Origin of the sequence: Enterococcus montenegrensis (assembly GCF_029983095.1) — a bacterium.
GTDB lineage: Bacteria > Bacillota > Bacilli > Lactobacillales > Enterococcaceae > Enterococcus_C > Enterococcus_C montenegrensis.
On record NZ_CP120467.1, the window covers coordinates 2,516,427 to 2,541,805 of the forward strand.

Consider the following 25,379-nt stretch of genomic DNA (forward strand, 5'->3'; position numbering starts at 1 on the left):
ATTAATGGGCCTAAATGGACTCGAACCATCGACCTCACGCTTATCAGGCGTGCGCTCTAACCAGCTGAGCTATAGGCCCATATAAAACTAAACAACTTTTTCAATGAAATACATTAAAAAAGAGATGGCGCGGGACAGAATCGAACTGCCGACACATGGAGCTTCAATCCATTGCTCTACCAACTGAGCTACCGAGCCAAAACGGTCCCGACGGGACTCGAACCCGCGATCTCCTGCGTGACAGGCAGGCGTGATAACCACTACACTACGGGACCAGGGTTTAGTTTTATAATTGCGGGAGCAGGATTTGAACCTACGACCTTCGGGTTATGAGCCCGACGAGCTACCAGACTGCTCCATCCCGCGATAATATAAGTTTTACTAACTCTCTACATAAATATAGAATTGTAGCAAAGGAGGATAAGGGATTCGAACCCTTGCACGGTTTTACCCGCCTGACGGTTTTCAAGACCGTTCCCTTCAGCCGGACTTGGGTAATCCTCCAAAAAAAAAAAAATGACCCGTACGGGATTCGAACCCGTGTTACCGCCGTGAAAGGGCGGTGTCTTAACCACTTGACCAACGGGCCAGCTAGAACGGAGAAGGAGGGATTTGAACCCTCGCGCCGGTTTCCCGACCTACACCCTTAGCAGGGGCGCCTCTTCAGCCACTTGAGTACTTCCCCAAAAACCAAAAATGTTTTGATTTTGTAATGGGCCTAAATGGACTCGAACCATCGACCTCACGCTTATCAGGCGTGCGCTCTAACCAGCTGAGCTATAGGCCCATATTTAAAAACTAAAAGCGGGTGACGAGAATCGAACTCGCGACAACAGCTTGGAAGGCTGTGGTTTTACCACTAAACTACACCCGCATGGCGGTCCCGACGGGACTCGAACCCGCGATCTCCTGCGTGACAGGCAGGCGTGATAACCACTACACTACGGGACCAGGATTTAGTTTTTAAAATTGCGGGAGCAGGATTTGAACCTACGACCTTCGGGTTATGAGCCCGACGAGCTACCAGACTGCTCCATCCCGCGATAATATAAGTTTTACTAACTCTCTACATAAATATAGAATTGTAGCAAAGGAGGATAAGGGATTCGAACCCTTGCACGGTTTTACCCGCCTGACGGTTTTCAAGACCGTTCCCTTCAGCCGGACTTGGGTAATCCTCCAAAAAAATCAAATCTACAATGCCACGGATGGACCTTGTAGGACTCGAACCTACGACCGGACGGTTATGAGCCGTCTGCTCTAACCAACTGAGCTAAAGGTCCAGGCTCTAAAAAATCGCGGCGGAGGGGATCGAACCCCCGACCTCCCGGGTATGAACCGGACGCTCTAGCCAGCTGAGCTACACCGCGAATAATCACTTTATTATTACTATTAAAATGATATGGAGCCTAGCGGGATCGAACCGCTGACCTCCTGCGTGCAAAGCAGGCGCTCTCCCAGCTGAGCTAAGGCCCCTTGTTTCTTTTAAATCGGGAAGACAGGATTCGAACCTGCGACCCCTTGGTCCCAAACCAAGTGCTCTACCAAGCTGAGCTACTTCCCGTTAAATTATTACTACGCGCCCAAGAGGAGTCGAACCCCTAACCTTTTGATCCGTAGTCAAACACTCTATCCAGTTGAGCTATGGGCGCATCTTTCTAATGCCGAGGACCGGAATCGAACCGGTACGGTGATCACTCACCGCAGGATTTTAAGTCCTGTGCGTCTGCCAGTTCCGCCACCCCGGCTTTTTTACTTTTTAAAGTAAAGCGGAAAACGGGGTTCGAACCCGCGACCCCCACCTTGGCAAGGTGGTGCTCTACCACTGAGCTATTTCCGCATGGTTTTGATGCCGGCTAAAGGACTTGAACCCTCGACCCTCTGATTACAAATCAGATGCTCTACCAACTGAGCTAAGCCGGCCTTTTATGCGGGTGAAGGGACTTGAACCCCCACGCCGTAAGGCGCCAGATCCTAAATCTGGTGCGTCTGCCAATTCCGCCACACCCGCATATTTCTTATGAGCCGTACAGGGCTCGAACCTGTGACCCTCTGATTAAAAGTCAGATGCTCTACCAACTGAGCTAACGGCTCATATGGGGGTTAACGGGTTCGAACCGCTGACCCTCTGCTTGTAAGGCAGATGCTCTCCCAGCTGAGCTAAACCCCCATAAGTTCGCGTGGCGACGTCCTACTCTCACAAAGGGAAACCCTTCACTACAATCGGCGCTAAGAAGCTTAACTTCTGTGTTCGGCATGGTTACAGGTGTATCCTTCTCGCTATCGCCACCACACTATTTAATTAAGTGAATTTCATTCACTCAAAACTGGATCTTGAAGTTTTTCAAAACTCTTCCGAGTTTTCTTTTACTTTGGTTAAGTCCTCGATCGATTAGTATCAGTCCGCTCCATACATCACTGTACTTCCACTCCTGACCTATCTACCTGATCTTCTCTCAGGGATCTTACTTTCTTTAAGAAATGGGAAATCTCATCTTGAGGTGGGCTTCACACTTAGATGCTTTCAGCGTTTATCCCTTCCCTACATAGCTACCCAGCGATGCCTCTGGCGAGACAACTGGTACACCAGCGGTAAGTCCATCCCGGTCCTCTCGTACTAAGGACAGCTCCTCTCAAATTTCCAACGCCCGCGACGGATAGGGACCGAACTGTCTCACGACGTTCTGAACCCAGCTCGCGTGCCGCTTTAATGGGCGAACAGCCCAACCCTTGGGACCGACTACAGCCCCAGGATGCGACGAGCCGACATCGAGGTGCCAAACCTCCCCGTCGATGTGGACTCTTGGGGGAGATAAGCCTGTTATCCCCAGGGTAGCTTTTATCCGTTGAGCGATGGCCCTTCCATGCGGAACCACCGGATCACTAAGCCCGACTTTCGTCCCTGCTCGACTTGTAAGTCTCGCAGTCAAGCTCCCTTCTGCCTTTACACTCTGCGAATGATTTCCAACCATTCTGAGGGAACCTTTGGGCGCCTCCGTTACCTTTTAGGAGGCGACCGCCCCAGTCAAACTGCCCATCTGACACTGTCTCCCACCACGATTAGTGGTGCGGGTTAGAGTGGCCATAACACAAGGGTAGTATCCCACCATTGCCTCCTTCGAAACTAGCGTCCCGATCTCTACGGCTCCTACCTATCCTGTACATGTGGTACAGACACTCAATATCAAACTACAGTAAAGCTCCATGGGGTCTTTCCGTCCTGTCGCGGGTAACCTGCATCTTCACAGGTACTAAAATTTCACCGAGTCTCTCGTTGAGACAGTGCCCAAATCGTTACGCCTTTCGTGCGGGTCGGAACTTACCCGACAAGGAATTTCGCTACCTTAGGACCGTTATAGTTACGGCCGCCGTTTACTGGGGCTTCAATTCGTACCTTCGCTTACGCTAAGCACTCCTCTTAACCTTCCAGCACCGGGCAGGCGTCAGCCCCTATACTTCATCTTTCGATTTTGCAGAGACCTGTGTTTTTGATAAACAGTCGCTTGGGCCTATTCACTGCGGCTGACCTTGCGGTCAGCACCCCTTCTCCCGAAGTTACGGGGTCATTTTGCCGAGTTCCTTAACGAGAGTTCTCTCGCTCACCTTAGGATTCTCTCCTCGACTACCTGTGTCGGTTTGCGGTACGGGCCGTTGTCTTCTCACTAGAAGCTTTTCTCGGCAGTGTGACATCAGAAGCTTCGGTACTATTATTTCCCTCCTCATCACAGCTTGTCCTTATAGAAATAAGCATTTGACTCATCTCAAGACTTACTGCTTGAACAGACATATCCATCAGTCTGCACTTCTTAGCCTCCTGCGTCCCTCCATTGCTCAAACAAATACAACGGGTACAGGAATATCAACCTGTTGTCCATCGCCTACGCCTATCGGCCTCGGCTTAGGTCCCGACTAACCCTGGGCGGACGAGCCTTCCCCAGGAAACCTTAGTCATTCGGTGGACAGGATTCTCACCTGTCTTTCGCTACTCATACCGGCATTCTCACTTCTAAGCGCTCCAGCAGTCCTCACGATCTACCTTCAACGCCCTTAGAACGCTCTCCTACCAATACACCTTCGGTGTACTCCACAGCTTCGGTAGTATGTTTAGCCCCGGTACATTTTCGGCGCAGGGTCACTCGACTAGTGAGCTATTACGCACTCTTTAAATGGTGGCTGCTTCTGAGCCAACATCCTAGTTGTCTGTGCAACCCCACATCCTTTTCCACTTAACATACATTTTGGGACCTTAGCTGGTGGTCTGGGCTGTTTCCCTTTCGACTATGGATCTTATCACTCACAGTCTGACTGCCGAATATAAATGAATGGCATTCGGAGTTTATCTGAATTCGGTAACCCGAGATGGGCCCCTAGTCCAAACAGTGCTCTACCTCCATCATTCTTAACTTCGACGCTAGCCCTAAAGCTATTTCGGAGAGAACCAGCTATCTCCAAGTTCGTTTGGAATTTCTCCGCTACCCACACCTCATCCCCGCACTTTTCAACGTACGTGGGTTCGGTCCTCCAGTGCGTTTTACCGCACCTTCAACCTGGACATGGGTAGATCACATGGTTTCGGGTCTACGACTACATACTCATTCGCCCTATTCAGACTCGCTTTCGCTACGGCTCCGTCTCTTCAACTTAACCTCGCATGCAATCGTAACTCGCCGGTTCATTCTACAAAAGGCACGCTATCACCCATTAACGGGCTCTAACTTGTTGTAGGCACACGGTTTCAGGATCTATTTCACTCCCCTTCCGGGGTGCTTTTCACCTTTCCCTCACGGTACTGGTTCACTATCGGTCACTAGGGAGTATTTAGCCTTGGGAGATGGTCCTCCCGGATTCCGACGGAATTCCTCGTGTTCCGCCGTACTCAGGATCCTCCTAGGTGCCTTCCAAATTTCGCCTACGGGGTTTTTACCCTCTTTGACTGACTTTTCCAAGTCATTCGACTATCTGAAAGAACTACCATATTGGAGTCCTACAACCCCAAGATGCAAGCATCTTGGTTTGGGCTGTTCCCTTTTCGCTCGCCGCTACTTGGGGAATCGATTTTTCTTTCTCTTCCTGCAGGTACTTAGATGTTTCAGTTCTCTGCGTCTACCTCGTATACGCTATGTATTCACGTATACGTAACATCCTATAAAAGATGTTGGGTTCCCCCATTCGGAAATCTCTGGATCATAGCTTACTTACAGCTCCCCAAAGCATATCGGTGTTAGTCCCGTCCTTCATCGGCTCCTAGTGCCAAGGCATCCACCGTGCGCCCTTATTCACTTAACCTTATAAGACCTTACGGTCTGGTTTTGAGCAGTTCTTCTAGCGATAGAAGCTTACTCAAGAAAATAAGCAATTGAACTTATTAAAAAACTCATTCAACGCGGTGTTCTCGGTTTGTTTTGATTTTTTCTTCAAGTATCCAGTTTTCAATGAACAAAACCATGACAACCAATGTTGTCAATGGAGCCTAGCGGGATCGAACCGCTGACCTCCTGCGTGCAAAGCAGGCGCTCTCCCAGCTGAGCTAAGGCCCCATAGTGCTTTTAAATTGAGAGTAAACCTCTCAAAACTGAACAAAGACAAGTTACAAACTGTGTAGTTTCCGTAATATTCCTTAGAAAGGAGGTGATCCAGCCGCACCTTCCGATACGGCTACCTTGTTACGACTTCACCCCAATCATCTATCCCACCTTAGGCGGCTGGCTCCATAAAGGTTACCTCACCGACTTCGGGTGTTACAAACTCTCGTGGTGTGACGGGCGGTGTGTACAAGGCCCGGGAACGTATTCACCGCGGCGTGCTGATCCGCGATTACTAGCGATTCCGGCTTCATGTAGGCGAGTTGCAGCCTACAATCCGAACTGAGAGAAGCTTTAAGAGATTAGCTTAGCCTCGCGACTTCGCAACTCGTTGTACTTCCCATTGTAGCACGTGTGTAGCCCAGGTCATAAGGGGCATGATGATTTGACGTCATCCCCACCTTCCTCCGGTTTGTCACCGGCAGTCTCGCTAGAGTGCCCAACTAAATGATGGCAACTAACAATAAGGGTTGCGCTCGTTGCGGGACTTAACCCAACATCTCACGACACGAGCTGACGACAACCATGCACCACCTGTCACTTTGCCCCCGAAGGGGAAGCTCTATCTCTAGAGTGGTCAAAGGATGTCAAGACCTGGTAAGGTTCTTCGCGTTGCTTCGAATTAAACCACATGCTCCACCGCTTGTGCGGGCCCCCGTCAATTCCTTTGAGTTTCAACCTTGCGGTCGTACTCCCCAGGCGGAGTGCTTAATGCGTTTGCTGCAGCACTGAAGGGCGGAAACCCTCCAACACTTAGCACTCATCGTTTACGGCGTGGACTACCAGGGTATCTAATCCTGTTTGCTCCCCACGCTTTCGAGCCTCAGCGTCAGTTACAGACCAGAGAGCCGCCTTCGCCACTGGTGTTCCTCCATATATCTACGCATTTCACCGCTACACATGGAATTCCACTCTCCTCTTCTGCACTCAAGTCTCCCAGTTTCCAATGACCCTCCCCGGTTGAGCCGGGGGCTTTCACATCAGACTTAAGAAACCGCCTGCGCTCGCTTTACGCCCAATAAATCCGGACAACGCTTGCCACCTACGTATTACCGCGGCTGCTGGCACGTAGTTAGCCGTGGCTTTCTGGTTAGATACCGTCAAGGGATGAACATTTTACTCTCATCCTTGTTCTTCTCTAACAACAGAGTTTTACGATCCGAAAACCTTCTTCACTCACGCGGCGTTGCTCGGTCAGACTTTCGTCCATTGCCGAAGATTCCCTACTGCTGCCTCCCGTAGGAGTCTGGGCCGTGTCTCAGTCCCAGTGTGGCCGATCACCCTCTCAGGTCGGCTATGCATCGTGGCCTTGGTGAGCCGTTACCTCACCAACTAGCTAATGCACCGCGGGTCCATCCTCAAGTGACGCAAAAGCGCCTTTCAAATACTAAACATGTGTTTGGTATTGTTATGCGGTATTAGCACCTGTTTCCAAGTGTTATCCCCCGCTTGAGGGTAGGTTACCCACGTGTTACTCACCCGTTCGCCACTCCTCTTTTTCCGGTGGAGCAAGCTCCGGTGGAAAAAGAAGCGTTCGACTTGCATGTATTAGGCACGCCGCCAGCGTTCGTCCTGAGCCAGGATCAAACTCTCATAAAAAGTGTTTGAACAGTCATAGACTGTTAAGCTCAAATAAAAATTAACTTTGCTAGCTATTGCTTGCATGTTGTTTGCTTCTATAAAAGAAGCGCCCTACACATTGGTTCGTTTGCTTGCTTTGTTCAGTTTTCAAAGGTCTACTTGCGAAGTTAAATGTATTTATCTAACTTGCAATTGGTTGCTTTTTGAAATGTTTCAGCAACTCTTATATCTTATCAGCTGACTTAATTCCTGTCAACTGTTTTTTTCAAAAAGTTTTAAAAACTTTTTGAAATGATATTTCAGAAGTTCGCCGCTCATCAAGCAACTCCGTTAGTTTAGCAAGTAGTTAGCTTGCTGTCAACAAGTTTTTTTGTTTTTTTCAAAACTTTTTTCTTGTGACTTTTGAAAATAGCCAAGTCGCTAACGGACAAGTAATAATATACCAACTAAATCGTATCAGGTCAACGATTTTATCTATATTTTTTTGTTTTTTTGTATACCCGATTAATATAAAGTTGCTACATCATAATCATTCGTGAATAAAGCTTTTTCAGTTTTATTATTCACTTGTTTTTCGCTGGTAAATCATAAAAAAAGAGTTCTTGAAAACCAATTTGAAACTGGTTTTCAAGAACTCTTAGAAATTCTAGCGCATTGTTGGGAATAATAATACGTCACGAATTGATTGTGCGTCTGTTAAAAGCATAACTAAACGATCAATCCCGATACCTAAACCACCGGTTGGCGGCATACCATATTCCAAAGCTTCTAGGAAGTCTTCGTCAACGCCATGAGCTTCATCATCACCAGCTTCACGTTGTTTTTCTTGATCTTCAAAGCGAGCGCGTTGGTCGATTGGATCATTTAATTCAGTAAAAGCATTCGCAAACTCACGGCCAACGATGAACAATTCAAAACGATCTGTAAAGCGGCCGTCTTCTGGATTTTTCTTCGCTAATGGTGAAACTTCTACTGGATGGCCATAAATGAAAGTAGGTTGAATCAAGGTATCTTCTACAAACGTTTCAAAGAATTCATTAATGATATGTCCAACTTCCATAGCATCTGTAATTTCAACATTGTGTTCTTTAGCTAAAGCACGTGCATCTTCTAAAGACATTTTTTGCCAGAAATCAACACCGGTTTGTTCTTTAATAGCATCTAACATATGGACACGTTTGAACTCAGTGTCTAAGTCAACTGCTTTACCGTCATAAGTAAGTTTACCTGTACCTAAAACTTTTTGTGCAGCATTCCGAATGATGCCTTCTGTTAAATCCATTACGTCACGATAATCGGTGTAGGCCGTGTACACTTCAATCATAGTAAATTCAGGGTTATGGGTTGTATCAATCCCTTCATTACGGAAGACACGACCGATTTCATAAACTTTTTCCATTCCACCAACGATCAAACGTTTTAAGTGTAATTCCAATGCGATACGCAAATACAAGTCCATATCTAATGCATTGTGATGTGTGATAAAAGGACGTGCAGCAGCACCACCAGCTTGGTTATGCAAGACTGGAGTTTCCACTTCCAAATAACCCAAACCATCTAAGTAACGACGAATTTCACTGATGATTTGACTACGTTTTGTAAAACGTTCAAAACTTTCCCTGTTTGCTACCAAATCCAAATAGCGCTGACGGTAACGTTGCTCTACGTTGGTCAAGCCATGATATTTGTCTGGTAACGGGCGCAATGCTTTTGATAATAAAATAAACTCACGCGCTTTGATTGAAACTTCACCCGTGTTAGTTTTCATAATTTGACCTACGACACCATAAAAATCGCCAAGATCTGCATGTTTAAATAATTCGTAGGCTTCTTCTCCTACTTCATCTTTACGCACATAGATTTGGACTTGGCCTTCACGGTCTTGTAAATGGGCAAAGCCTGCTTTACCTTTACCGCGCTTTGTCATCATACGACCTGCTACGCTAGCAGATAGGTTCATTTCACTTAATTCTTCTTTAGTCCGTTGATCAAACATTTCATGTAATTCTGCGGAATTGTGAGTGCGTTCGAAACGTTTTCCGAAAGGATCGATTCCATTTTCTTGCAGTGCTTCCATCTTCTGGCGACGCACCAGCATTTGATCGTTCAATTCTTCTTGTGTCTGTTGCTGTTGTTCCTCAGTCACGCGTTTTCCTCCTTGTTTTTTAGTTGAAGTAGTGGTTTATCCATTACAAGTTAAATTTTGTAACCCAAAAAAATTGCCAACTACTATAACTCTCTAGTCTATTCTTCCTTATAATGCCAATGAAACCAAAAAAAAGCAAGCCGAAAATCAGCTTCGGCTTGAAAAAAAGCTTAGATTAATGTGCGCTGTGGGCCAATTGCGCACCTTGTATTTTGGCGACAAAATCATCTAAAATTGCGACAATTGTTGCTTGATCTTCTGCTTGATTAACAGCTACTTTTGTTTTAGCTGCTCGCGGAATCCCTTTTAAGTAATAGGATGCATGTTGGCGAAATTCTCTTGCCGCTACCATCTCACCTTTTAAGTCAACTAAACGTTGCAAATGAACTTTAGCAGTTTGAATTTTTTCAGCTGGAGTTGGTTCGTCAATGAGCTCACCTGTAGCTAAATAGCGTTCGGTACGGTGAATCATCCACGGATTACCCAATGCTGCTCTACCAATCATCACACCATCAACACCGACTTCATCTAGCATTCTTTTAGCATCTTGCGGTGTTTTCACGTCACCATTACCCATAAAAGGAATACTAATGTTCTTTTTAACTTCTTTTAAAATATCCCAGTTAGCTTTTCCTTCATACATCTGTACCCGTGTGCGACCGTGCATTGCGATTGCTGACGCCCCGCCAGCTTCGGCAGCTTTCGCATTTTCAACAGCAAAAACATGTTGATCGTCCCAGCCAATTCGCATTTTGACGGTAACTGGGATATCCACTGCGCTTGTTACTGCTGCTACCATTTCATGGACCTTGTTGGGATCTAGTAACCACTTCGCACCAGCTTCGGCTTTAATAACTTTGTTAACCGGACACCCCATGTTGATGTCAATGATATCTGCTTGGGTGTTTTCAGCAACAAACTTCGCAGCTTCAACTAAAGAATCTTTATTGCCACCAAAAATTTGAACGCTTAAAGGATGTTCGTTTTCATCAATGTAAAGCATTTCTAATGTCTTTTTGTTACGAAAATGAATTCCTTGGTCACTAATCATTTCACAGACTACTAAGCCTGCACCAAATTCTTTGACCGTTACTCGAAATGCGGCATTGGTAATCCCCGCCATCGGCGCCACGACAACCCGATTAGGAATTTCCACGTTGCCGATTTTCCATGTTTGATTAGTCATTTTTTACTGCCTCCTGCATTAAAGCTTCCAAGTCTTTTTCCGTGTATTCATATTTATTACCACAAAACGCACAAACTGCTTCAGCGCCATGGTCTTCATCAATCATCGCTTTAATTTCATCAGGTCCTAAAGCAATAATTGCTTCAGCAAACTTGTCCTTAGAACAATCACACTTAAATTGGACGGATTTTTCTTCTAGGATCATTAAATCAGTGTCAGGTAATAACGCATCTAAAATTTCTTCTGGTTTTTTCCCAGCATCTAATAAATCAGAAACCCGTGGCATATTGGCTAAGTTGGTTTCAATAGCTGTAATGATTTCATCTGTAGCTCCCGGCATCATTTGCAGCATAAAACCGCCAGCAGTTTTAATACTATCGTCCGTATCCACTAAGACACTCAAACCGACAGCAGAAGGAATTTGCTCTGAAACAGCTAAGTAATAGGTGAAGTCTTCTCCCAATTCACCAGAAACAAGCGGCGTTTGACCAGAAAATGGTTCTTTTAATCCCAAGTCTTTAATAACGGTGAACATCCCTTTTGTCCCGACTGCCCCCCGTACATCAATTTTGCCAGCTTCGTTAAGGGGTAAACTTAAGTGCGGATTTTTAATGTAGCCCTTTACATCGCCATAACCATTACTATCCACCACAATCGCCCCAGCAGGACCATCTCCTTCTACTTTAACCGTTAATTTATCGTCACCTTTTAAAGTAGCCCCTAATAATAAACTTCCTACTAAGGTACGACCTAATGCAGCCGAAGACGTGTTCCATGTATCGTGACGTTTTTGGGCTTCTGTCACTGTTTTCGTAGCATCTACTGCATATGCTCGGACTAAACCGCCATAAGCCAATGCTTTAATTAAATAATCACTCATGATTTTGCTCCTTTGTCGTTTAATAATTGCGTGGCAAGTTGAAAGATAAATTCCACTTGCTGACAGTCCAACCTGCAACTGACTTGGCATTCATTTCTGAATCATACAAGGAAGTTGCATTTTTTTCAACTTTATCAGATTGAATTAAGAAAAAGTATGAAAAAAATCCCTGTACTTTTTCACTCTTGTCATCACCTTGCAAAAAACACCTGAAGGAATCCTTCAAGCCTAAGCCATAAAACTAAAATTTCGATACATCGCTGCTTAGACGCAATAAAATTTTTGCTTCTTGGCGATTAAGCGAGTTTGCAAAACCAGACATCGTTATAACGCCTGCTGCAATGTTTTTACTGGTGAAAAAAACTTATATTTTCTTATCTGCCAAAAAAGAGACCTCTTGCCATAAGAAGCCTCTTTCACCGCCACTAGCTTAACTACTTGCAGAAGATGCCGCTGCATTGTCATCTCCTTTGACACAATCAATTGCTACGACTAAAGCAACGATTAGTTTTTCATAACGTTCATCAAAAACTGTCACTTCATACGTATCTCCCCATGAAACCCAGCGTTTATTGATAACTGCAATTTGCAGACCGTCTTTTACAACTTCAAAGTCCATATCCCACCAATTTCCCTGCACACTAATTCCGTCTGCTTCAATATGGTAACGCGCTTTAAATAAAGTCAATTCCTTTTTAATCACAATGGCCGCCTCATCATCAATCATAACTGTAAACTGAGGCAAAAGCGCTAAAACTTTTTTGGTAATTTCACCGATAACGTGATCATTGCGATCAAAAATCGTGAACTGCTTTGGAATTTTCAAAAAACTACCTTGAACATGATATAAAGGTTCTTGGTCGGCATCGGTCACGTTAAATTTCTCACCAATACTAAACACTTTTTGTTTGATATAAAGCTTTCTCACACAGACTCCTCATTTCTTTATTTAATATAAATTCGCTTCATTATATGAAAAAAGACGCAATAGTAAAAACTATCACGTCTTATGAAACATAAGATTATGCATCTTTGTCTGTTTCATCTTTTTCTTGTTTCAATTCATCTTGAACTTCTTTTGTTTCTTGTTCTGGATGGAACTCTGCTTCTTTTGCTTCAGCATCGAAGTAGTCTTTTGCTTCTTCAAAATCTTGTTTTTCTTCAGCTTGTTTTTGCGCATCTTTTTCTTCTAATGCGCGTTTAGCTTCTTCAAAGGTTTGTGCTTTTTCAGAAGGATACTCTTCTGTTTCTGTTCCTGCTGGCATTTTACCTTCTTCAAACAAGGATTTAATGGCTTTAGCATCCAATGTTTCATGCTCTAATAATTTTTCAGCAATCAACTTATGCTGCGCCCGGTGCGCTTCAATAATTTCATGCGCTTTTTGGTGCGCTTCATTTAGGATACGACGTACTTCTTGGTCAATTTCATAGGCTACTTGTTCAGAGTAAGCTTTTGTTTGACCATAATCACGACCGACAAAGACTTGGTGATTGCCTTCATATTGAACCGGACCTAATTTATCACTCATTCCGTATTCAGTTACCATACTGCGGGCAAGACCTGTCGCTTGTTCAAAGTCATTAGATGCTCCTGTGGATTTCACACCAAAAATTATTTCTTCAGCAGTCCGTCCACCTAAAAGCCCAACGATTTGTTCAAACATATCATCTTTGGTCATTAACATTTGATCTTCTTTTGGTAAAGCAATCATATAACCGCCAGCACGACCCCGTGGGATAATCGTTACTTTATGGACAATACGAGCACGAGATAGAACTAAACCAACAATCGTATGTCCGGCTTCGTGGTAAGCCACCATTTCTCTTTCCCGTTTGCTGATTACTTTGTCTTTTTTCGCAGGACCGGCAATAACGCGATCTTCTGCTTCATCGATATCAGAAGCATCGATTTTCTTCTTATTCCGACGAGCAGCTACTAAAGCAGCTTCGTTCAAGACGTTTTCTAAATCAGCACCGGCAAAACCAGGCGTTTGTTGGGCAATAACTTTCAAATCAACATCGTCAGCTAACGGCTTGTTCCGGGCATGAACACGTAAAATTGCTTCACGACCTTTAACGTCAGGACGACCAACTAAAATTTGACGGTCAAAACGACCTGGACGTAATAACGCTGGGTCTAATACGTCAGAACGGTTTGTTGCAGCGATAACGATAACGCCTTCGTTGCCATCAAAACCATCCATTTCAACGAGTAATTGGTTCAAGGTTTGTTCACGTTCATCGTGACCGCCTCCCATACCCGCGCCACGTTGGCGACCAACAGCATCGATTTCATCAATAAAGATAATCGCAGGTGCATTTTTCTTCGCAGTTTCAAACAAGTCTCTTACCCGAGATGCTCCGACACCGACGAACATTTCAACGAAGTCAGAACCTGAAATAGAATAAAACGGTACGCCAGCTTCGCCTGCTACGGCTTTAGCAAGTAATGTTTTACCAGTTCCGGGAGGTCCTTCTAATAACACACCAGCAGGAATTCTTGCGCCTAATTCAACAAAGCGGCGTGGATCTTTTAAGAATTCAACTACTTCGACTAGTTCTTGTTTTTCTTCTTCGGCACCGGCAACGTCAGAGAAACGAACCCGATTGGCTTTTTTGTCAGCTTCTTTGGCTTTTGATTTGCCAAAGTTCATAACACGGCCGCCACCACCACCGCCGCCACCTTGTTGTCCCATCATCATGTAAAAGAAGAAAATGATGATCACAAGTGGTAAGAAGGTCATTAGAAGAGAAATCCAAAGACCACTATTGGACTCTTCTTTAATTACTGTTTTCACGTCTTCTTGATCCGCTAGTGCAGTAACTTCTTTCAATGTATTATCGTTTGGTAAAATCGTTGTGGCAAAGTGCGTTGACTCGCTGCTTGTTTCGCCCCAAACGGTTAACCCATTATTGTTTTCTACTTTTTGTTTGTCCTTGTATTCCCCGGTAATTTTATAAACACCATTCACCGGCTGTACATTAAATGACTTCACTTTACCGTCAGATAGTTGTTGGCGGAAAGTAGAGTACTCGATATCTGGCGATTGTTGGCTGTTATTTCCAAATAAGAAATAAACCACCGTAATCATGGCCAAAAGCACGAGTACATAGTATAAGGTATTTTTTAACATACCATTATTACCTTTTTTGTTCATGCTTGCCCTCCTTAATTAATCGAAAGTCTTTTTTTTGAAAAATCGTTATTTTAAAACAACTCTTTTCCGTTTAAAAAAGGTCCTTCAAATATTGTTTGTGTGATTTTTATCAATCCTGACCATTTTATTGTATCACAAGTCATTTCATTTAGCGGATTAATTTGATTCGTAAACGCTAGGTTTTAAAACGCCTACATAGGGTAGGTTGCGGTATTGTTCGATATAGTCTAAGCCATAGCCTACGACGAATTCATTTGGCACATCAAAACCAACATAATCCGCTTCAATATCTACTACGCGGCCTTCAGGTTTATCTAATAATGTTACGATTTTGACTGAATTGGCTTTGCGGTATTTAAATAAATCGACTAAATAAGCCAACGTCCGGCCACTATCAATAATATCTTCTACTATTAATAGATCCCGGCCTTCAACATTTGTATCTAAATCTTTTAAAATTTTAACCTCACCAGAAGATACAGTAGCGTTGCCATAACTTGAAACATCCATAAAGTCTAATTCCAAATAGCAGTCCATTTCCCGGCAAATATCCGCCATAAAATTAATTGAACCTTTTAAAACACCGATCACAAGGGGATTTTTATCCTTGTATTCTGCTGCTAATTCTTCCCCTAGTTCCTTACAGCGGGCGTTGATTTCTTCTCGTGATACAAGCACTTTTTCAATATCTTTTGCTAACATGTCTGTCTCCTTATTTTACTATCACCAATGGATAGATTATTGGTATTTATAAAGCAGTCTGTAGTGTATTTTATCAGTTTCTACAGCAATACTCAAATAAGAAAAGGCAATTGGTAGCACTGCCAAGACTTGATTGTTCGTATCTGTCACAACCCACGTTTTTTCCCGTCTATCATTGGGAATTTTTTTATCAATTAAAATGCGGCTAACCTTTTTGCGTAAGCTTTCTTTTAGTTGAATGCGATCCCCATCCACTCTTTTTCGAATAATCACCTCATTGGGGAAGTTTAATGCTAAAGGTTGACTGATTTCTGACCAAAGTTTGACTTTTTCGGGAAGATTAACATTTTCATCTACAGAAACAATAGCTAGCCATTCATTTTCAGACAAAAAGCCACTATCGCCTAATTTAAAATGAAAAGTTTGCGCCTTATTAGCAGTTGGCTTTTTGCCAATCGTCAGTTCATCATACATTTTTAAAACTTGCCACGTTGCTGCAATATCCAGTTGCCATTGGGCTTTGTCTGATTTCAGAAGCGCCAAAATGCGTTGCAAGTTTTCTTCAGTAATGGTCACCTCACAACTGCGTTTTAGTTTTTGAGCCAAATACTGCAAGGTAAAATAACGTTCTCTTATTGGTAAGGTCAAAAAGGCACTAACCTTAAAACTTAAACTCTGCTCTATTTGCGTCACATTTGCGCTAACCCAAGCTGCCATTTTGTCTTCAATAATTTCTTCTGCCCAAATCAATTGTTGGGATAATTGCTGAAAATGCGCTAAAATTTGGGGATTTTCTGCTTTTAAAAGCGGCGTTATCTGTTGACGAATTCGATTTCGCTGCACATCTAAATAGTAGTTGCTTTCATCTTCAAAATACGGCAACGCTTCTTTTTTAGCATAATCATAAATCTCTTCTTTGCTGTAGGGTAAAAGGGGACGAATTAATTTGCCGCCAGCAAAAGCTTGGCGCGCTTTAATTCCCATTGCATTTTTCAATTGGCCGTCTCGAATCATTTTCATCAGCATGGTTTCCAGTTGATCATCTGCATGGTGAGCAGTCATCAATGTGTCAAAGTAATAATCATGCATCAGTTCAGTAAAAAAAGCATAGCGAAACCTTCGTGCCGCTTCTTCTACCCCGGCATGAGGAACGTCCTCCCATTTTCGTTCATAAAAGGAAATGGCGTGTTCCTTACAATACTGAGCCAAATTCTGCGCTTCTTTGGCTGAACTTGGTCTTAGTTGATGATTAATATGGGCAACTCCGATGGAAAAATCATATTTTAGACTCATTTTTGCCATTAAACGTAGCAACACAAAAGAATCTGCTCCACCAGAAACCGCTAATAATATTCGACTGCCTTGTTGCCAAAAGGCTTGTTTATTCCCCAACTGTTCAAATTCTCGTTCCATCTTTCTCCTTCTTTAGGCACCAACACTTTTATCGCTGGTTGCGTCTTTTGCTGTTACTTTCTATTTTACACGATTGCGGCAAAATAAGAAGTAACAGTATCTAGCAAAAAAAGAAAAGTAACGCATTCCTTTCATCGATTAAAGTGCCTTAAAATCAGAATTGTAATATTTTTCTAGTCAATTTTTCACTATGCTTGTGGATTAGAAATCTTTTACTCGTGACTTATTGTATGATCTGCAATATATTGGATGGAAACAACACCTACCGGTTGGTAATTATAGGAGTAGATAAATGGAAATAGGAAATTTATTAAAAGAAAAAAGAATAGCCCGCAAATTGACACAAGAACAGCTAGCTGAGCAAATTTTTGTCTCAACAAAAACGATCTCAAATTGGGAAAACAATAAAACCACTCCAGATATTGATAGCCTGATTCTTTTAGCCAAACTTTTTCATTTATCACTTGATAATCTATTATTGGAGGGATCAAATGTGGTAGAAAACATTAAGAAAATCGAGGCAACAAAGATAGCGGAGAAATACTTTCTTATTAGTTGGGTAACAAATATTATTTTCGGTCTAACTTTTGTTACGCAAAATTTTTTTGGTAAATTATCTTTATTTGCTATGGTTTGCTTGTCTTTAGGTATGCTTTTAAACATGCTGGTATTGTTTTATTTTACAAAGCAATTGGCAACTACTAACACCACAGCTTGGCAATTTTTCAAAAATAGTCACCCTATTATTAGTGTAGGCATGTTGTTATCCCTTATCCTTTTATCTGCCTTAATAATTGCTTTCCTATTATTCTAGCCTGATAAAAAATGATCAATTGAGCTAAGAAAAAAACTGTACCGCAATAATTTTGCGGTACAGTTTTTTTAGCTGCGACGGCCGCCACGGCCACCACGTTTGCCTTCTGTATTACGACGAAGTGAAGATAGGCGATCATCACTGTCTTTTAAAAATGAACTCATCAATGAATCGAAGTCTTCTTTTTTATTAGCACTTACGCTAGGTCCTTTAGAAAATGGTTTCTTAGGAGCTGGACGACGACTTGGTTCTTTTTTGAATTCTTTTTTCTCTGCTTGTGGTTTATCTACTGCTTTGCGAATGGATAACCCAATTTTGCCGTCATCACCAACAGATGTTACCAACACTGTTACCTCATCTCCGACTTTTAAAACGTCGTTGATGTCTTTGACAAAGCCATCTGATACTTCACTGATATGCACCAAACCAGTTTTACGGTTACCCAGATCAATAAAAGCACCAAAATTTGTAATCCCCGACACTTTTCCTTGCAGCTTAGCTCCTACTTCGATTGACATAAAAGATTTGTTCCTCCTAGTTTAAACCTGAAATTTATATTTACTACTCTTCAGCAGTAGATGACCCATTCGTCCGATCAATGGCTTTTTCCACTTTTGCGTCTTCTTGTTTATTGCTTTGATTATTCCCAGCGATAGGATAAACTTTTTCACCGTCTTTAGAATAATAAAAACGGCTGCGGGCAAGTTTTGCCACATAGTCTTCATCCTTTAGCAAAGCGACTTCTTTTTTCAATTGGTCGACATTGTTTGTTACTACCTTATTATCTGCCAGAGCTTCTTGTCTTATCGCTTCTAATTTCACCAAACGTTGATGATCTGAAAAAAGTTGGAAACCGACAAAAGCAAAAACCAAAAAGGTAATGACTAAAAGTAACGTTAAACGACGACGTTTAAAAACAACCTTCCGATGTTGTTCTTGATATTTGGCAATTTGTTTTTTGACATATTCATTGTCAAGTTGTTCAACATTTTGATTGCGGCCATTTATCACGTCTGTCACGTCCTTTCCTTACCTTGCGCAAATTGGATAATCCAAAATTAATTATAGCAACTTAAAGTAGGCTTGTCTAATGAATTTCTAGACATTTTCGTTTCTTATTTCGCTAATAATTTCATACATTTGAGCAGCATCCTCTTTTTTGGTGGACTCATGTAATTTTAAGACTTTAATTTCTAAGGTCTTATTTCCAAAACCAATTTTGACCTGGTCGCCAACTTTAACCGTACTAGAAGATTTGGCCAGCTTGCCATTTACTTGGATGCGACCTTTATCCGCTACTTCTTTTGCGACAGAACGCCGCTTGATGATCCGTGAAATTTTTAAAAATTTGTCTAAACGCATCTTTTTCCCTCGTTTTCTTTATTTAGATTTTTTTAAACGTAATAATTTTTTACCAAAAGGCAACATTAGCCATTCTCTTAGTGTCAACAAATCAAAGCGTATCGCAGCTTTTAAAAAGGCGTAAACCCCTACTGCAACCGCTAAAATAGTCACTACAAGTGCTCCAAAACGCGTTTGGAATCCGCCAAAAAGAGCCACTAAAAAATAAAATAGCACCACAGCTCCACTCATAACTAATAAGCTGCTTATCATTTTTTTTAGAAAGAAACGCTCACGCCAAAAACGATTAATCACTTGATCTTCAGCTTGAATGAGACGCCACAAAGTCGCCACTAAACCCAATATCGTCCCCACGCTGGCCCCTAACGTTCCCATTGTGGCGGTCAAAATTAATGTCGTGACAAATTTCACCACTAAGCCTATAATCGCCGCTTTTAAAGCCGGTCGAAAATGATTTTGACTTTGGGCGACTGCTTGATAAGCTTGAATGACTGCCATTAAAAAGACAGAAAAAACAAAAACTTGTAAGACGTCGTTACCGGCCTGATCTTTAAAGAGAGCATAGTTTAAAGAAGGCATGACCAGCGCCAACCCAAAAGAAGCAGCCAGTGAAATACTCGTTGTCAGGCGCAAATAAATTTTGGCTGAACTTTGAAACAACTTATGATTCCGGGCAACTAGATATTTCGTTAAGGCTGGTAAAAAAGTAGAACTTAAGGCAGCAGCCACTACCAAACCTAATTGTACCATGGGCTGTCCCCTATCATATACTCCTTTAGCAATTTGTGCGTTCGTTTGATTAAAACCAAAATTTTGTAACTCATTGGCAATGACAAAAGAATCAATTAATTGAAACAAAATCAAAAAACCCGTGTAAATCGACAGCAAACCGCCTTCAACCACAAAGCGCCGCACTAATTTCTTATCAATTTTACCAAAATGAAAATCCTTTAGTAAATTCAAACTGACGCCACTGATTTTCTTTTGATAATAAACGAGCAATACCACAGCCCACAGTCCGCCAAAAACAGCGCCACTCATAGAAAGCGTACCGGTTTCATAGACATCTAAAATGCCAGCTTGAAACATAAGCGCTGCCGCAATAATGACACCGACGCGAACAAATTGTTCCACCACTTGAGAAACTGCGCTGGGAACCATTTGCAGTTGCCCTTGAAAGTTACCACGATAAAAAGCAAGAAAAGGCATCAATAAAAAGGTGAAAGATACAATCATAATTAACGGGGTTAACAGCTCATTGCCCATTAAAAGTGCAATAATACCAGCACCAAAAAAAGTCACTCCCCACAAGATTAGCCCGCAGTAAAATACGACTGGAATTAATTTTTGAATGGCATTTTTTTGTTCTTTGACACCATTTATTTCTGCGATATATTTGGAGATAAATTGGGGCAGTCCCGATAGCGCTAAGGTCATCGCCAAACCATAAATAGGATATACTTGCTGGTACACGTAAAAACCCTTGTCTCCCACCAAGTTTTGTAAGGGAACGCGATAAATCGCACTTAATACTTTGGCAATAAAAGAAGCGGCAGTTAGCACAAAGGCGCCTTGCATCATTTTTTGCATTTGACTTACTTTTTCTTTGGCATTTTCTGCCTTCATCTTCTCACCTCTTGCTTTTTGCTCTTTTAGTGTGCCTCAATTTGCTATGAAAGAACATCTGATCTGCATTTCTTTACTTAAAATAAAGTAATTTTAAACTTTGCTAAGTTATTTCGTTTCAGGTACAATCGCGCGCTTATATTTTTCTTCTCGTAACGCTTTAATAAATTCTTGAATTTCATGAAGCCAGACAGCCTGCGTCATTTTTTGCCCAATGGTTAATGTAATCGTCATTTTGTCGTTACTTACAGCCATTGCAGCTTTCATTTTGGTCACAGACAACGCTTCGAATAATTGTTCGACTGTATACGTTTTTGTACCAACTTTACTTAATGTTACTTTAATTTGTTGATTAATCTTGCGAATACTTTCCAATAAAGCGCGATCGCCGTCCATTTTAATTTGACCAATCGTCAATAAATGGGCAACTTCATCCGGGTATTCTCCAAAACGATCCAACAAATCATCTTGCAATTCATCCAATTGCTCTTCGTTTTCTAATTCACGAATCCGTTTATATACTTCAATTTTTTGGCGTTCGTCAGTAATATACGTACCCGGCAAGTAAGCGTCAATCCCCAAGTCAATTTCCACTGAAGTTTTTTGGCTTTGAATATTTTTACCTTGCTTGCGGGCAACAGCTTCTTCTAACATTTGCGAATACATATCAAAACCAACCGCATCAATAAAGCCGTGCTGCTGGGCACCTAATAAATTACCCGCGCCTCGAATCGATAAATCTCGCATTGCAATTTTAAAACCAGAGCCTAGTTCAGTAAAATCTTTGATCGCTTGGAGTCGCTTTTCACTTACTTCATTTAAAATCTTTTGTGGTTCATACATGAAATACGCATAAGCTACCCGATTACTCCGACCAACGCGCCCTCTTAATTGGTACAAAGTAGATAAACCCATGTAATCGGCATTTTCTACAAACAACGTATTGACGTTTGGAATATCCACTCCTGTTTCAATAATCGTCGTGGTGACTAAAATATCATATTGCCCTTCAATAAAGTCTAACAACGTGTTTTCCAATTGAATTTCTGTCATTTGACCATGGGCGTAACCAATCCGGGCTTCTGGGACTAAAGCTTGCAATTCATCGACTTTTTTTTCAATCGTTTCCACTCGATTGTACAAATAAAAAATTTGACCATCTCGGGCTAGTTCTCTGTGAATCGCTTCTCGAATTGCGCCAGGATTTTTTTCCATCACGTAGGTTTGAATAGGATAACGATTTTCCGGTGGTGTTTCAATGACCGATAAATCCCGTACCCCTAACATGGACATGTGCAACGTGCGGGGAATCGGTGTCGCCGTTAAGGTCAAAACATCCACTTGAGAACGTAATTGTTTCAAACGTTCTTTGTGCTTCACACCAAAACGTTGTTCCTCATCAATGACCAATAATCCTAGATCAGAAAATTTCACATCTTGAGACAATAAGCGGTGCGTTCCTACTACAATATCCACTTGCCCGGTGCGAATTTGTTCCAGTGTCTCAGCTTGTTGTTTTTTCGTTCTAAAACGACTAAGCAAACCAATATTGACTGGAAAACCCTCAAAACGATCAAGCATCGTTTCATAATGTTGTTGCGCTAAAATCGTGGTAGGGACTAAAAAGGCAACCTGTTTACTTTCTTTAATAGACTTAAAGGCAGCCCGTAGCGCTACTTCGGTCTTCCCAAACCCAACATCCCCCACCAGCAGGCGATCCATCGGTTTTGCTTTTTCCATATCTCGCTTAATTTCAGCAGCGCTGCGAAGCTGGTCATCTGTTTCCGTATATGGAAAAGCATCTTCAAATTGTTTTTGATACGCATCATCTGGTGCAAAGGCAAAGCCTTTTTCTGCTTCTCTTTTTGCGTATAAGGCAATTAAATCATCGGCAATATCTTCAATTTTACCGGAGACTTTTCGTTTTGTTTTACTCCATTCACTACCACCTAATTTATTAATTTTAGGGGTCTTGGACTCTGAAGCAACATATTTTTGAATCAAGTTTAATTGCGTAACGGGAATAAAGAGCTTATCGTCGTTTTGATATAAAATCGTGATGTAATCTTGATGAACGCCATCGACTTCCAAGGTCTCCATGCCGATATATTTCCCAATCCCATGATTAGCATGAACAACATAGTCCCCTGGTTTTAACTCGTTATAGCTTTTTAATCGTTCGGCATTGGTAATTGTTTGACGCCGCGCGCGTTTTCGTTTTACTTTTTGAAAAATCTCTTTTTCTGTCACAACGACTAAACGATCTTGCGGCATTTCAAAACCGCTTTGCAAGCTACCGACCACGATTTGACTGCGACCGGTAATTAATTTATCCCCTTTGGCCACCGGTGCATAAATTTCATGATCACGGAAATTATGATCCAACTTTTGTGCTCTTTCTTCATCTGCTACTAAAAATAAAACCGTCTGCTGCTGTTTTTCCCAGCGTTCTAACTCGGCTTTTAATAGACCCATTTGGCTGAAAAACTGTTGCATCGGCCGATATTGAAAATTCCAAATCGCGCCAAAACGTAAATTCCCCATCCCTTTTTGAAATAATGCAAAAAAGCTAGTCGTAAATGTTTCCTTTTGGAAGAACTGGTGCACGTCTACGCCAAATTTTTGTTCATTAAAGACGCGCAGCTCACTAATTTTTTGAACCTGCCATTCCCCTTCTTCTCGCTCAATTTCACGATTGGTTTCCATGATGCGGGGATAATCATCTACCATTAAAAGCGTGTCTTTTGCAAAGTAATCCACAATCGTCGTTGGCTGCTCATAAAGAAAATCAAGATAAAAATTGACATTTTCTCCTGGCTCGCCCTTCAACCACTCATTTTGCAGTTGACCAAAATATTCACTTAAAAACTCTTGATCTGTTTTTTCTCTGGTGACTGCTAAACGTTTTTCCAAAGCTATTTTTAAATTTTTGGCACCTGTTTTGAGCTCAAGGTCAGTAAAAACCAGCTCACTGGTTGGACTGATCAAAACATGGTCTACATTCCCTAAAGAACGTTGTGTTTCCACGTCAAAATAGCGCATGGAATCAATTTCAACATCAAATAATTCCACCCGCACCGGATATTCTGCATGTAAAGGATAAATGTCTATGATGCTACCACGAATACTGAATTCGCCGGGTTTAGCAATCATACTTTCCCGCTGATACCCCATTAAAACCAGCTGCGCTGGTAAAGTTGTTAAATCTAACTCATCACCAATTTGCCAATGCAATTGATAGTCACGCCACGTCTTAGGCGTAGGCAAGTGCTTTCGCAACGCCGCCACTGGCATAACATAAATTCCCAATTCATTTTGGGAAATAGCATTTAATGTTTGCACCCGTTCTGCTTTTGCTTCTGGTGAGGCAAAAGCCATTTCTGCTGATAGGACTTCATCCACTGGAAAGGCAAAAACAGCATCTGTTACATTACGCAAATCTTCAACTAATTGATTGGTATAATACAAATTCGGCGTAATGACTAAAATTGATTTTTGCAATTTTTTTAATGTACTGACCAGCGCCAGTGTTTTGGCCGAACCTGAAAGGCCAGTTAACAATTGCCGTTTACTCTTTTGGGCTAACTGTTCTTGCCATTGGCCAATCTGCGGTACCTTATCAAACAAACCAAGCAAATCCATATTTTTACCTCCTAAATTAAGATGTTTTAAATAACCGCTTTGCTAGCGAGCAATAAGATAAAGAGGCTTTAAGTGACGGTTTCGGTCACTAAAGACGCTTTTTTTATTGTCGAGCTGGCAGGTTGTTTAAAACTCGATTTCATTAAGATGTTTTAGCGGCTCGTTCAGAAAATGAGCGACAAGACAAATAAATTTTAATGATGCTTTTTATCATTCAACTTTATTTGCTTGTTGTCGATTTTTCTAGCTGCTAAAACTCGATTTCATTAAGATGTTCAAAATGATTGGGGGATAGTGAGCAGTAAGGCAAAGTGGCGTGAATGACTTTTTTTGTCATTTGCGACACTTTTCTTATTGCCGAGCTATCAAATCAATTTGAACTCGATTATAAGATGTTTTAAATAACCGCTTTGCTAGCGAGCAATAAGATAAAGAGGCTTTAAGTGACGGTTTCGGTCACTAAAGACGCTTTTTTTATTGCTCGCTAGCTACTCAGTTAATCTTGTTTTTATTAATTAAATTTATTCATCGTATTAATAAAATCATTTGTTTTAAAATATTCTTCTAAAGCAGCGACACCATGGTCGATACTGGTTTCAATCAATGGTAAATCATCTTGTGAAAAAGGACTTAGTACATGATTGACAACTGTCATATTTTGAGGCGGTCTACCAATGCCGATTTTAATTCGATCAAAAGTTTGGCTGCCTTTTAAATGTGTTATAATGCTCTTAATTCCATTATGGCCACCAGATGCGCCTTTTTGCCGTAAACGAATTTTCCCTACCGCTAAATCCAAGTCATCATATACTACCACTAACTCTTCGGGTAAAACACCCAAATACGTCATCAAAGGTCCCACAGCTCTACCAGAATCATTCATAAAAGTTTGGGGTTTAATTAAAATAATTTTTTCACCATCAAGAAAAAGCTCTCCTTGTTCAGCTTCAAAGTTGTTGCGTTTAAACGTAACGTTGTACTTTTGGGCTAAACGATCAATTGTCATAAAGCCGACATTATGTTTTGTTTTTGCATATTTCAACCCAGGATTTCCCAAGCCAACGATCATCTTCATTATTATTCCTCATTTCACTTTAACTAAAACACGCCAAAAGGCCAGGCGACAAATTATCCCCTAGTCTAGTTTTGCAATCAAGTTAGCTACGCTCACTATTTCGTTAATTGCACATTAATTAAAAAATTTTATTAACTGTATTGTTTTAGTATTATAACACAAACTTACAGATTAGCTAAAAGTTGCAAGCGCTCTTTAGCTTTTTTTAGAGA

14 protein-coding genes, 24 tRNA genes and 3 rRNA genes are annotated in these 25,379 nt (G+C 41.8%); 1 reads left to right on the forward strand and 40 read right to left on the reverse strand.

Annotated elements, in window-relative coordinates; translation table 11 throughout:
* Positions 1-5: 5 nt before the first annotated feature.
* From P3T75_RS12085 to tilS, 34 genes are all read right to left on the reverse strand, one after another.
* A tRNA-Ile gene (locus P3T75_RS12085) sits at positions 6-79 on the reverse strand.
* Positions 80-125: 46 nt separating this feature from the next.
* Positions 126-198 (reverse strand) — tRNA-Phe (locus P3T75_RS12090).
* A gap of 4 nt (positions 199-202) precedes the next feature.
* Positions 203-275: transfer RNA gene (locus tag P3T75_RS12095), tRNA-Asp, on the reverse strand.
* Between the two features lie 17 nt (positions 276-292).
* Positions 293-366 (reverse strand) — tRNA-Met (locus P3T75_RS12100).
* Positions 367-414: 48 nt separating this feature from the next.
* A tRNA-Ser gene (locus P3T75_RS12105) sits at positions 415-504 on the reverse strand.
* Between the two features lie 13 nt (positions 505-517).
* A tRNA-Glu gene (locus tag P3T75_RS12110) sits at positions 518-589 on the reverse strand.
* Positions 590-597: 8 nt separating this feature from the next.
* Positions 598-685 (reverse strand) — tRNA-Ser (locus P3T75_RS12115).
* 28 nt (positions 686-713) lie between these two features.
* A tRNA-Ile gene (locus P3T75_RS12120) sits at positions 714-787 on the reverse strand.
* A gap of 16 nt (positions 788-803) precedes the next feature.
* Positions 804-874 (reverse strand) — tRNA-Gly (locus P3T75_RS12125).
* Between the two features lies 1 nt (position 875).
* Positions 876-951: transfer RNA gene (locus P3T75_RS12130), tRNA-Asp, on the reverse strand.
* Between the two features lie 18 nt (positions 952-969).
* A tRNA-Met gene (locus P3T75_RS12135) sits at positions 970-1,043 on the reverse strand.
* A gap of 48 nt (positions 1,044-1,091) precedes the next feature.
* Positions 1,092-1,181: transfer RNA gene (locus P3T75_RS12140), tRNA-Ser, on the reverse strand.
* 28 nt (positions 1,182-1,209) lie between these two features.
* A tRNA-Ile gene (locus tag P3T75_RS12145) sits at positions 1,210-1,283 on the reverse strand.
* A gap of 13 nt (positions 1,284-1,296) precedes the next feature.
* Positions 1,297-1,370: transfer RNA gene (locus P3T75_RS12150), tRNA-Met, on the reverse strand.
* A 33-nt stretch (positions 1,371-1,403) separates the two neighbouring features.
* A tRNA-Ala gene (locus P3T75_RS12155) sits at positions 1,404-1,476 on the reverse strand.
* 14 nt (positions 1,477-1,490) lie between these two features.
* Positions 1,491-1,564: transfer RNA gene (locus tag P3T75_RS12160), tRNA-Pro, on the reverse strand.
* A 14-nt stretch (positions 1,565-1,578) separates the two neighbouring features.
* Positions 1,579-1,652, reverse strand: a tRNA-Arg gene (locus P3T75_RS12165).
* 10 nt (positions 1,653-1,662) lie between these two features.
* A tRNA-Leu gene (locus tag P3T75_RS12170) sits at positions 1,663-1,748 on the reverse strand.
* Between the two features lie 20 nt (positions 1,749-1,768).
* Positions 1,769-1,840: transfer RNA gene (locus P3T75_RS12175), tRNA-Gly, on the reverse strand.
* 10 nt (positions 1,841-1,850) lie between these two features.
* Positions 1,851-1,923, reverse strand: a tRNA-Thr gene (locus tag P3T75_RS12180).
* A gap of 6 nt (positions 1,924-1,929) precedes the next feature.
* Positions 1,930-2,011: transfer RNA gene (locus P3T75_RS12185), tRNA-Leu, on the reverse strand.
* A 10-nt stretch (positions 2,012-2,021) separates the two neighbouring features.
* Positions 2,022-2,094: transfer RNA gene (locus P3T75_RS12190), tRNA-Lys, on the reverse strand.
* 3 nt (positions 2,095-2,097) lie between these two features.
* Positions 2,098-2,170: transfer RNA gene (locus P3T75_RS12195), tRNA-Val, on the reverse strand.
* A gap of 8 nt (positions 2,171-2,178) precedes the next feature.
* Positions 2,179-2,294: ribosomal RNA gene (gene rrf, locus P3T75_RS12200) — 5S ribosomal RNA — on the reverse strand.
* 78 nt (positions 2,295-2,372) lie between these two features.
* Positions 2,373-5,286, reverse strand: a 23S ribosomal RNA gene (locus tag P3T75_RS12205).
* Between the two features lie 178 nt (positions 5,287-5,464).
* Positions 5,465-5,537: transfer RNA gene (locus tag P3T75_RS12210), tRNA-Ala, on the reverse strand.
* 84 nt (positions 5,538-5,621) lie between these two features.
* Positions 5,622-7,181 (reverse strand): 16S ribosomal RNA (locus tag P3T75_RS12215).
* The 16S, 23S and 5S rRNA genes sit together here with 24 tRNA genes alongside, the layout of an rRNA operon.
* A 628-nt stretch (positions 7,182-7,809) precedes the next feature.
* The gene (lysS, locus tag P3T75_RS12220; protein WP_282461732.1) at positions 7,810-9,309 is read right to left on the reverse strand and encodes a lysine--tRNA ligase; all 1,500 of its coding nucleotides are present in this window, start codon (positions 9,307-9,309) and stop codon (positions 7,810-7,812) included.
* A gap of 175 nt (positions 9,310-9,484) precedes the next feature.
* Positions 9,485-10,495 carry a tRNA dihydrouridine synthase DusB gene (gene dusB / locus P3T75_RS12225; protein WP_206902531.1) on the reverse strand — a complete coding sequence of 337 codons (1,011 nt, stop codon included), beginning with the start codon at positions 10,493-10,495 and terminating at the stop codon, positions 9,485-9,487.
* Positions 10,488-11,375, reverse strand: a complete 888-nt coding sequence (hslO, locus tag P3T75_RS12230; protein WP_230709533.1) for an Hsp33 family molecular chaperone HslO — start codon at positions 11,373-11,375, stop codon at positions 10,488-10,490. Before hslO ends, dusB begins: the two co-directional genes overlap by 8 nt.
* A gap of 430 nt (positions 11,376-11,805) precedes the next feature.
* Positions 11,806-12,303 carry an LURP-one-related/scramblase family protein gene (locus P3T75_RS12235; protein WP_282461733.1) on the reverse strand — a complete coding sequence of 166 codons (498 nt, stop codon included), beginning with the start codon at positions 12,301-12,303 and terminating at the stop codon, positions 11,806-11,808.
* A gap of 94 nt (positions 12,304-12,397) precedes the next feature.
* Positions 12,398-14,533: an ATP-dependent zinc metalloprotease FtsH gene (gene ftsH, locus P3T75_RS12240; RefSeq protein ID WP_282461734.1), complete on the reverse strand. Its 2,136-nt coding sequence runs from the start codon at positions 14,531-14,533 to the stop codon at positions 12,398-12,400.
* Positions 14,534-14,689: 156 nt separating this feature from the next.
* Positions 14,690-15,235, reverse strand: a complete 546-nt coding sequence (gene hpt / locus P3T75_RS12245) for a hypoxanthine phosphoribosyltransferase (RefSeq protein ID WP_206902535.1) — start codon at positions 15,233-15,235, stop codon at positions 14,690-14,692.
* Positions 15,236-15,271: 36 nt separating this feature from the next.
* Positions 15,272-16,648, reverse strand: coding sequence for a tRNA lysidine(34) synthetase TilS (gene tilS / locus P3T75_RS12250; protein WP_282461735.1), 1,377 nt, complete (start codon positions 16,646-16,648; stop codon positions 15,272-15,274).
* Between the two features lie 292 nt (positions 16,649-16,940).
* Here tilS and P3T75_RS12255 point away from each other — a divergent pair, with 292 nt between their 5' ends.
* Positions 16,941-17,462 (forward strand): helix-turn-helix domain-containing protein, encoded by a 522-nt coding sequence (locus P3T75_RS12255; RefSeq protein ID WP_282461736.1) that lies wholly within the window; start codon positions 16,941-16,943, stop codon positions 17,460-17,462.
* 68 nt (positions 17,463-17,530) lie between these two features.
* Here the strand turns inward: P3T75_RS12255 and P3T75_RS12260 are convergent, their stop codons facing one another.
* The 6 genes from P3T75_RS12260 to pth all read right to left on the reverse strand — a co-directional run bounded on the left by P3T75_RS12260 (position 17,531) and on the right by pth (position 25,167).
* Positions 17,531-17,980, reverse strand: coding sequence for a S1 domain-containing RNA-binding protein (locus P3T75_RS12260; protein WP_206902538.1), 450 nt, complete (start codon positions 17,978-17,980; stop codon positions 17,531-17,533).
* Positions 17,981-18,023: 43 nt separating this feature from the next.
* Positions 18,024-18,482, reverse strand: coding sequence for an FtsB family cell division protein (locus P3T75_RS12265; protein WP_407649805.1), 459 nt, complete (start codon positions 18,480-18,482; stop codon positions 18,024-18,026).
* 78 nt (positions 18,483-18,560) lie between these two features.
* Positions 18,561-18,824, reverse strand: coding sequence for an RNA-binding S4 domain-containing protein (locus P3T75_RS12270; protein ID WP_206902539.1), 264 nt, complete (start codon positions 18,822-18,824; stop codon positions 18,561-18,563).
* Positions 18,825-18,842: 18 nt separating this feature from the next.
* A complete protein-coding gene (locus P3T75_RS12275) occupies positions 18,843-20,450 on the reverse strand; it encodes a putative polysaccharide biosynthesis protein (protein WP_282461737.1) in 1,608 nt (535 codons plus the stop codon).
* 108 nt (positions 20,451-20,558) lie between these two features.
* Positions 20,559-24,092 carry a transcription-repair coupling factor gene (gene mfd / locus P3T75_RS12280; RefSeq protein ID WP_282461738.1) on the reverse strand — a complete coding sequence of 1,178 codons (3,534 nt, stop codon included), beginning with the start codon at positions 24,090-24,092 and terminating at the stop codon, positions 20,559-20,561.
* Positions 24,093-24,603: 511 nt separating this feature from the next.
* Positions 24,604-25,167, reverse strand: a complete 564-nt coding sequence (gene pth / locus P3T75_RS12285) for an aminoacyl-tRNA hydrolase (protein ID WP_282461739.1) — start codon at positions 25,165-25,167, stop codon at positions 24,604-24,606.
* Positions 25,168-25,379 lie beyond the last annotated feature (212 nt).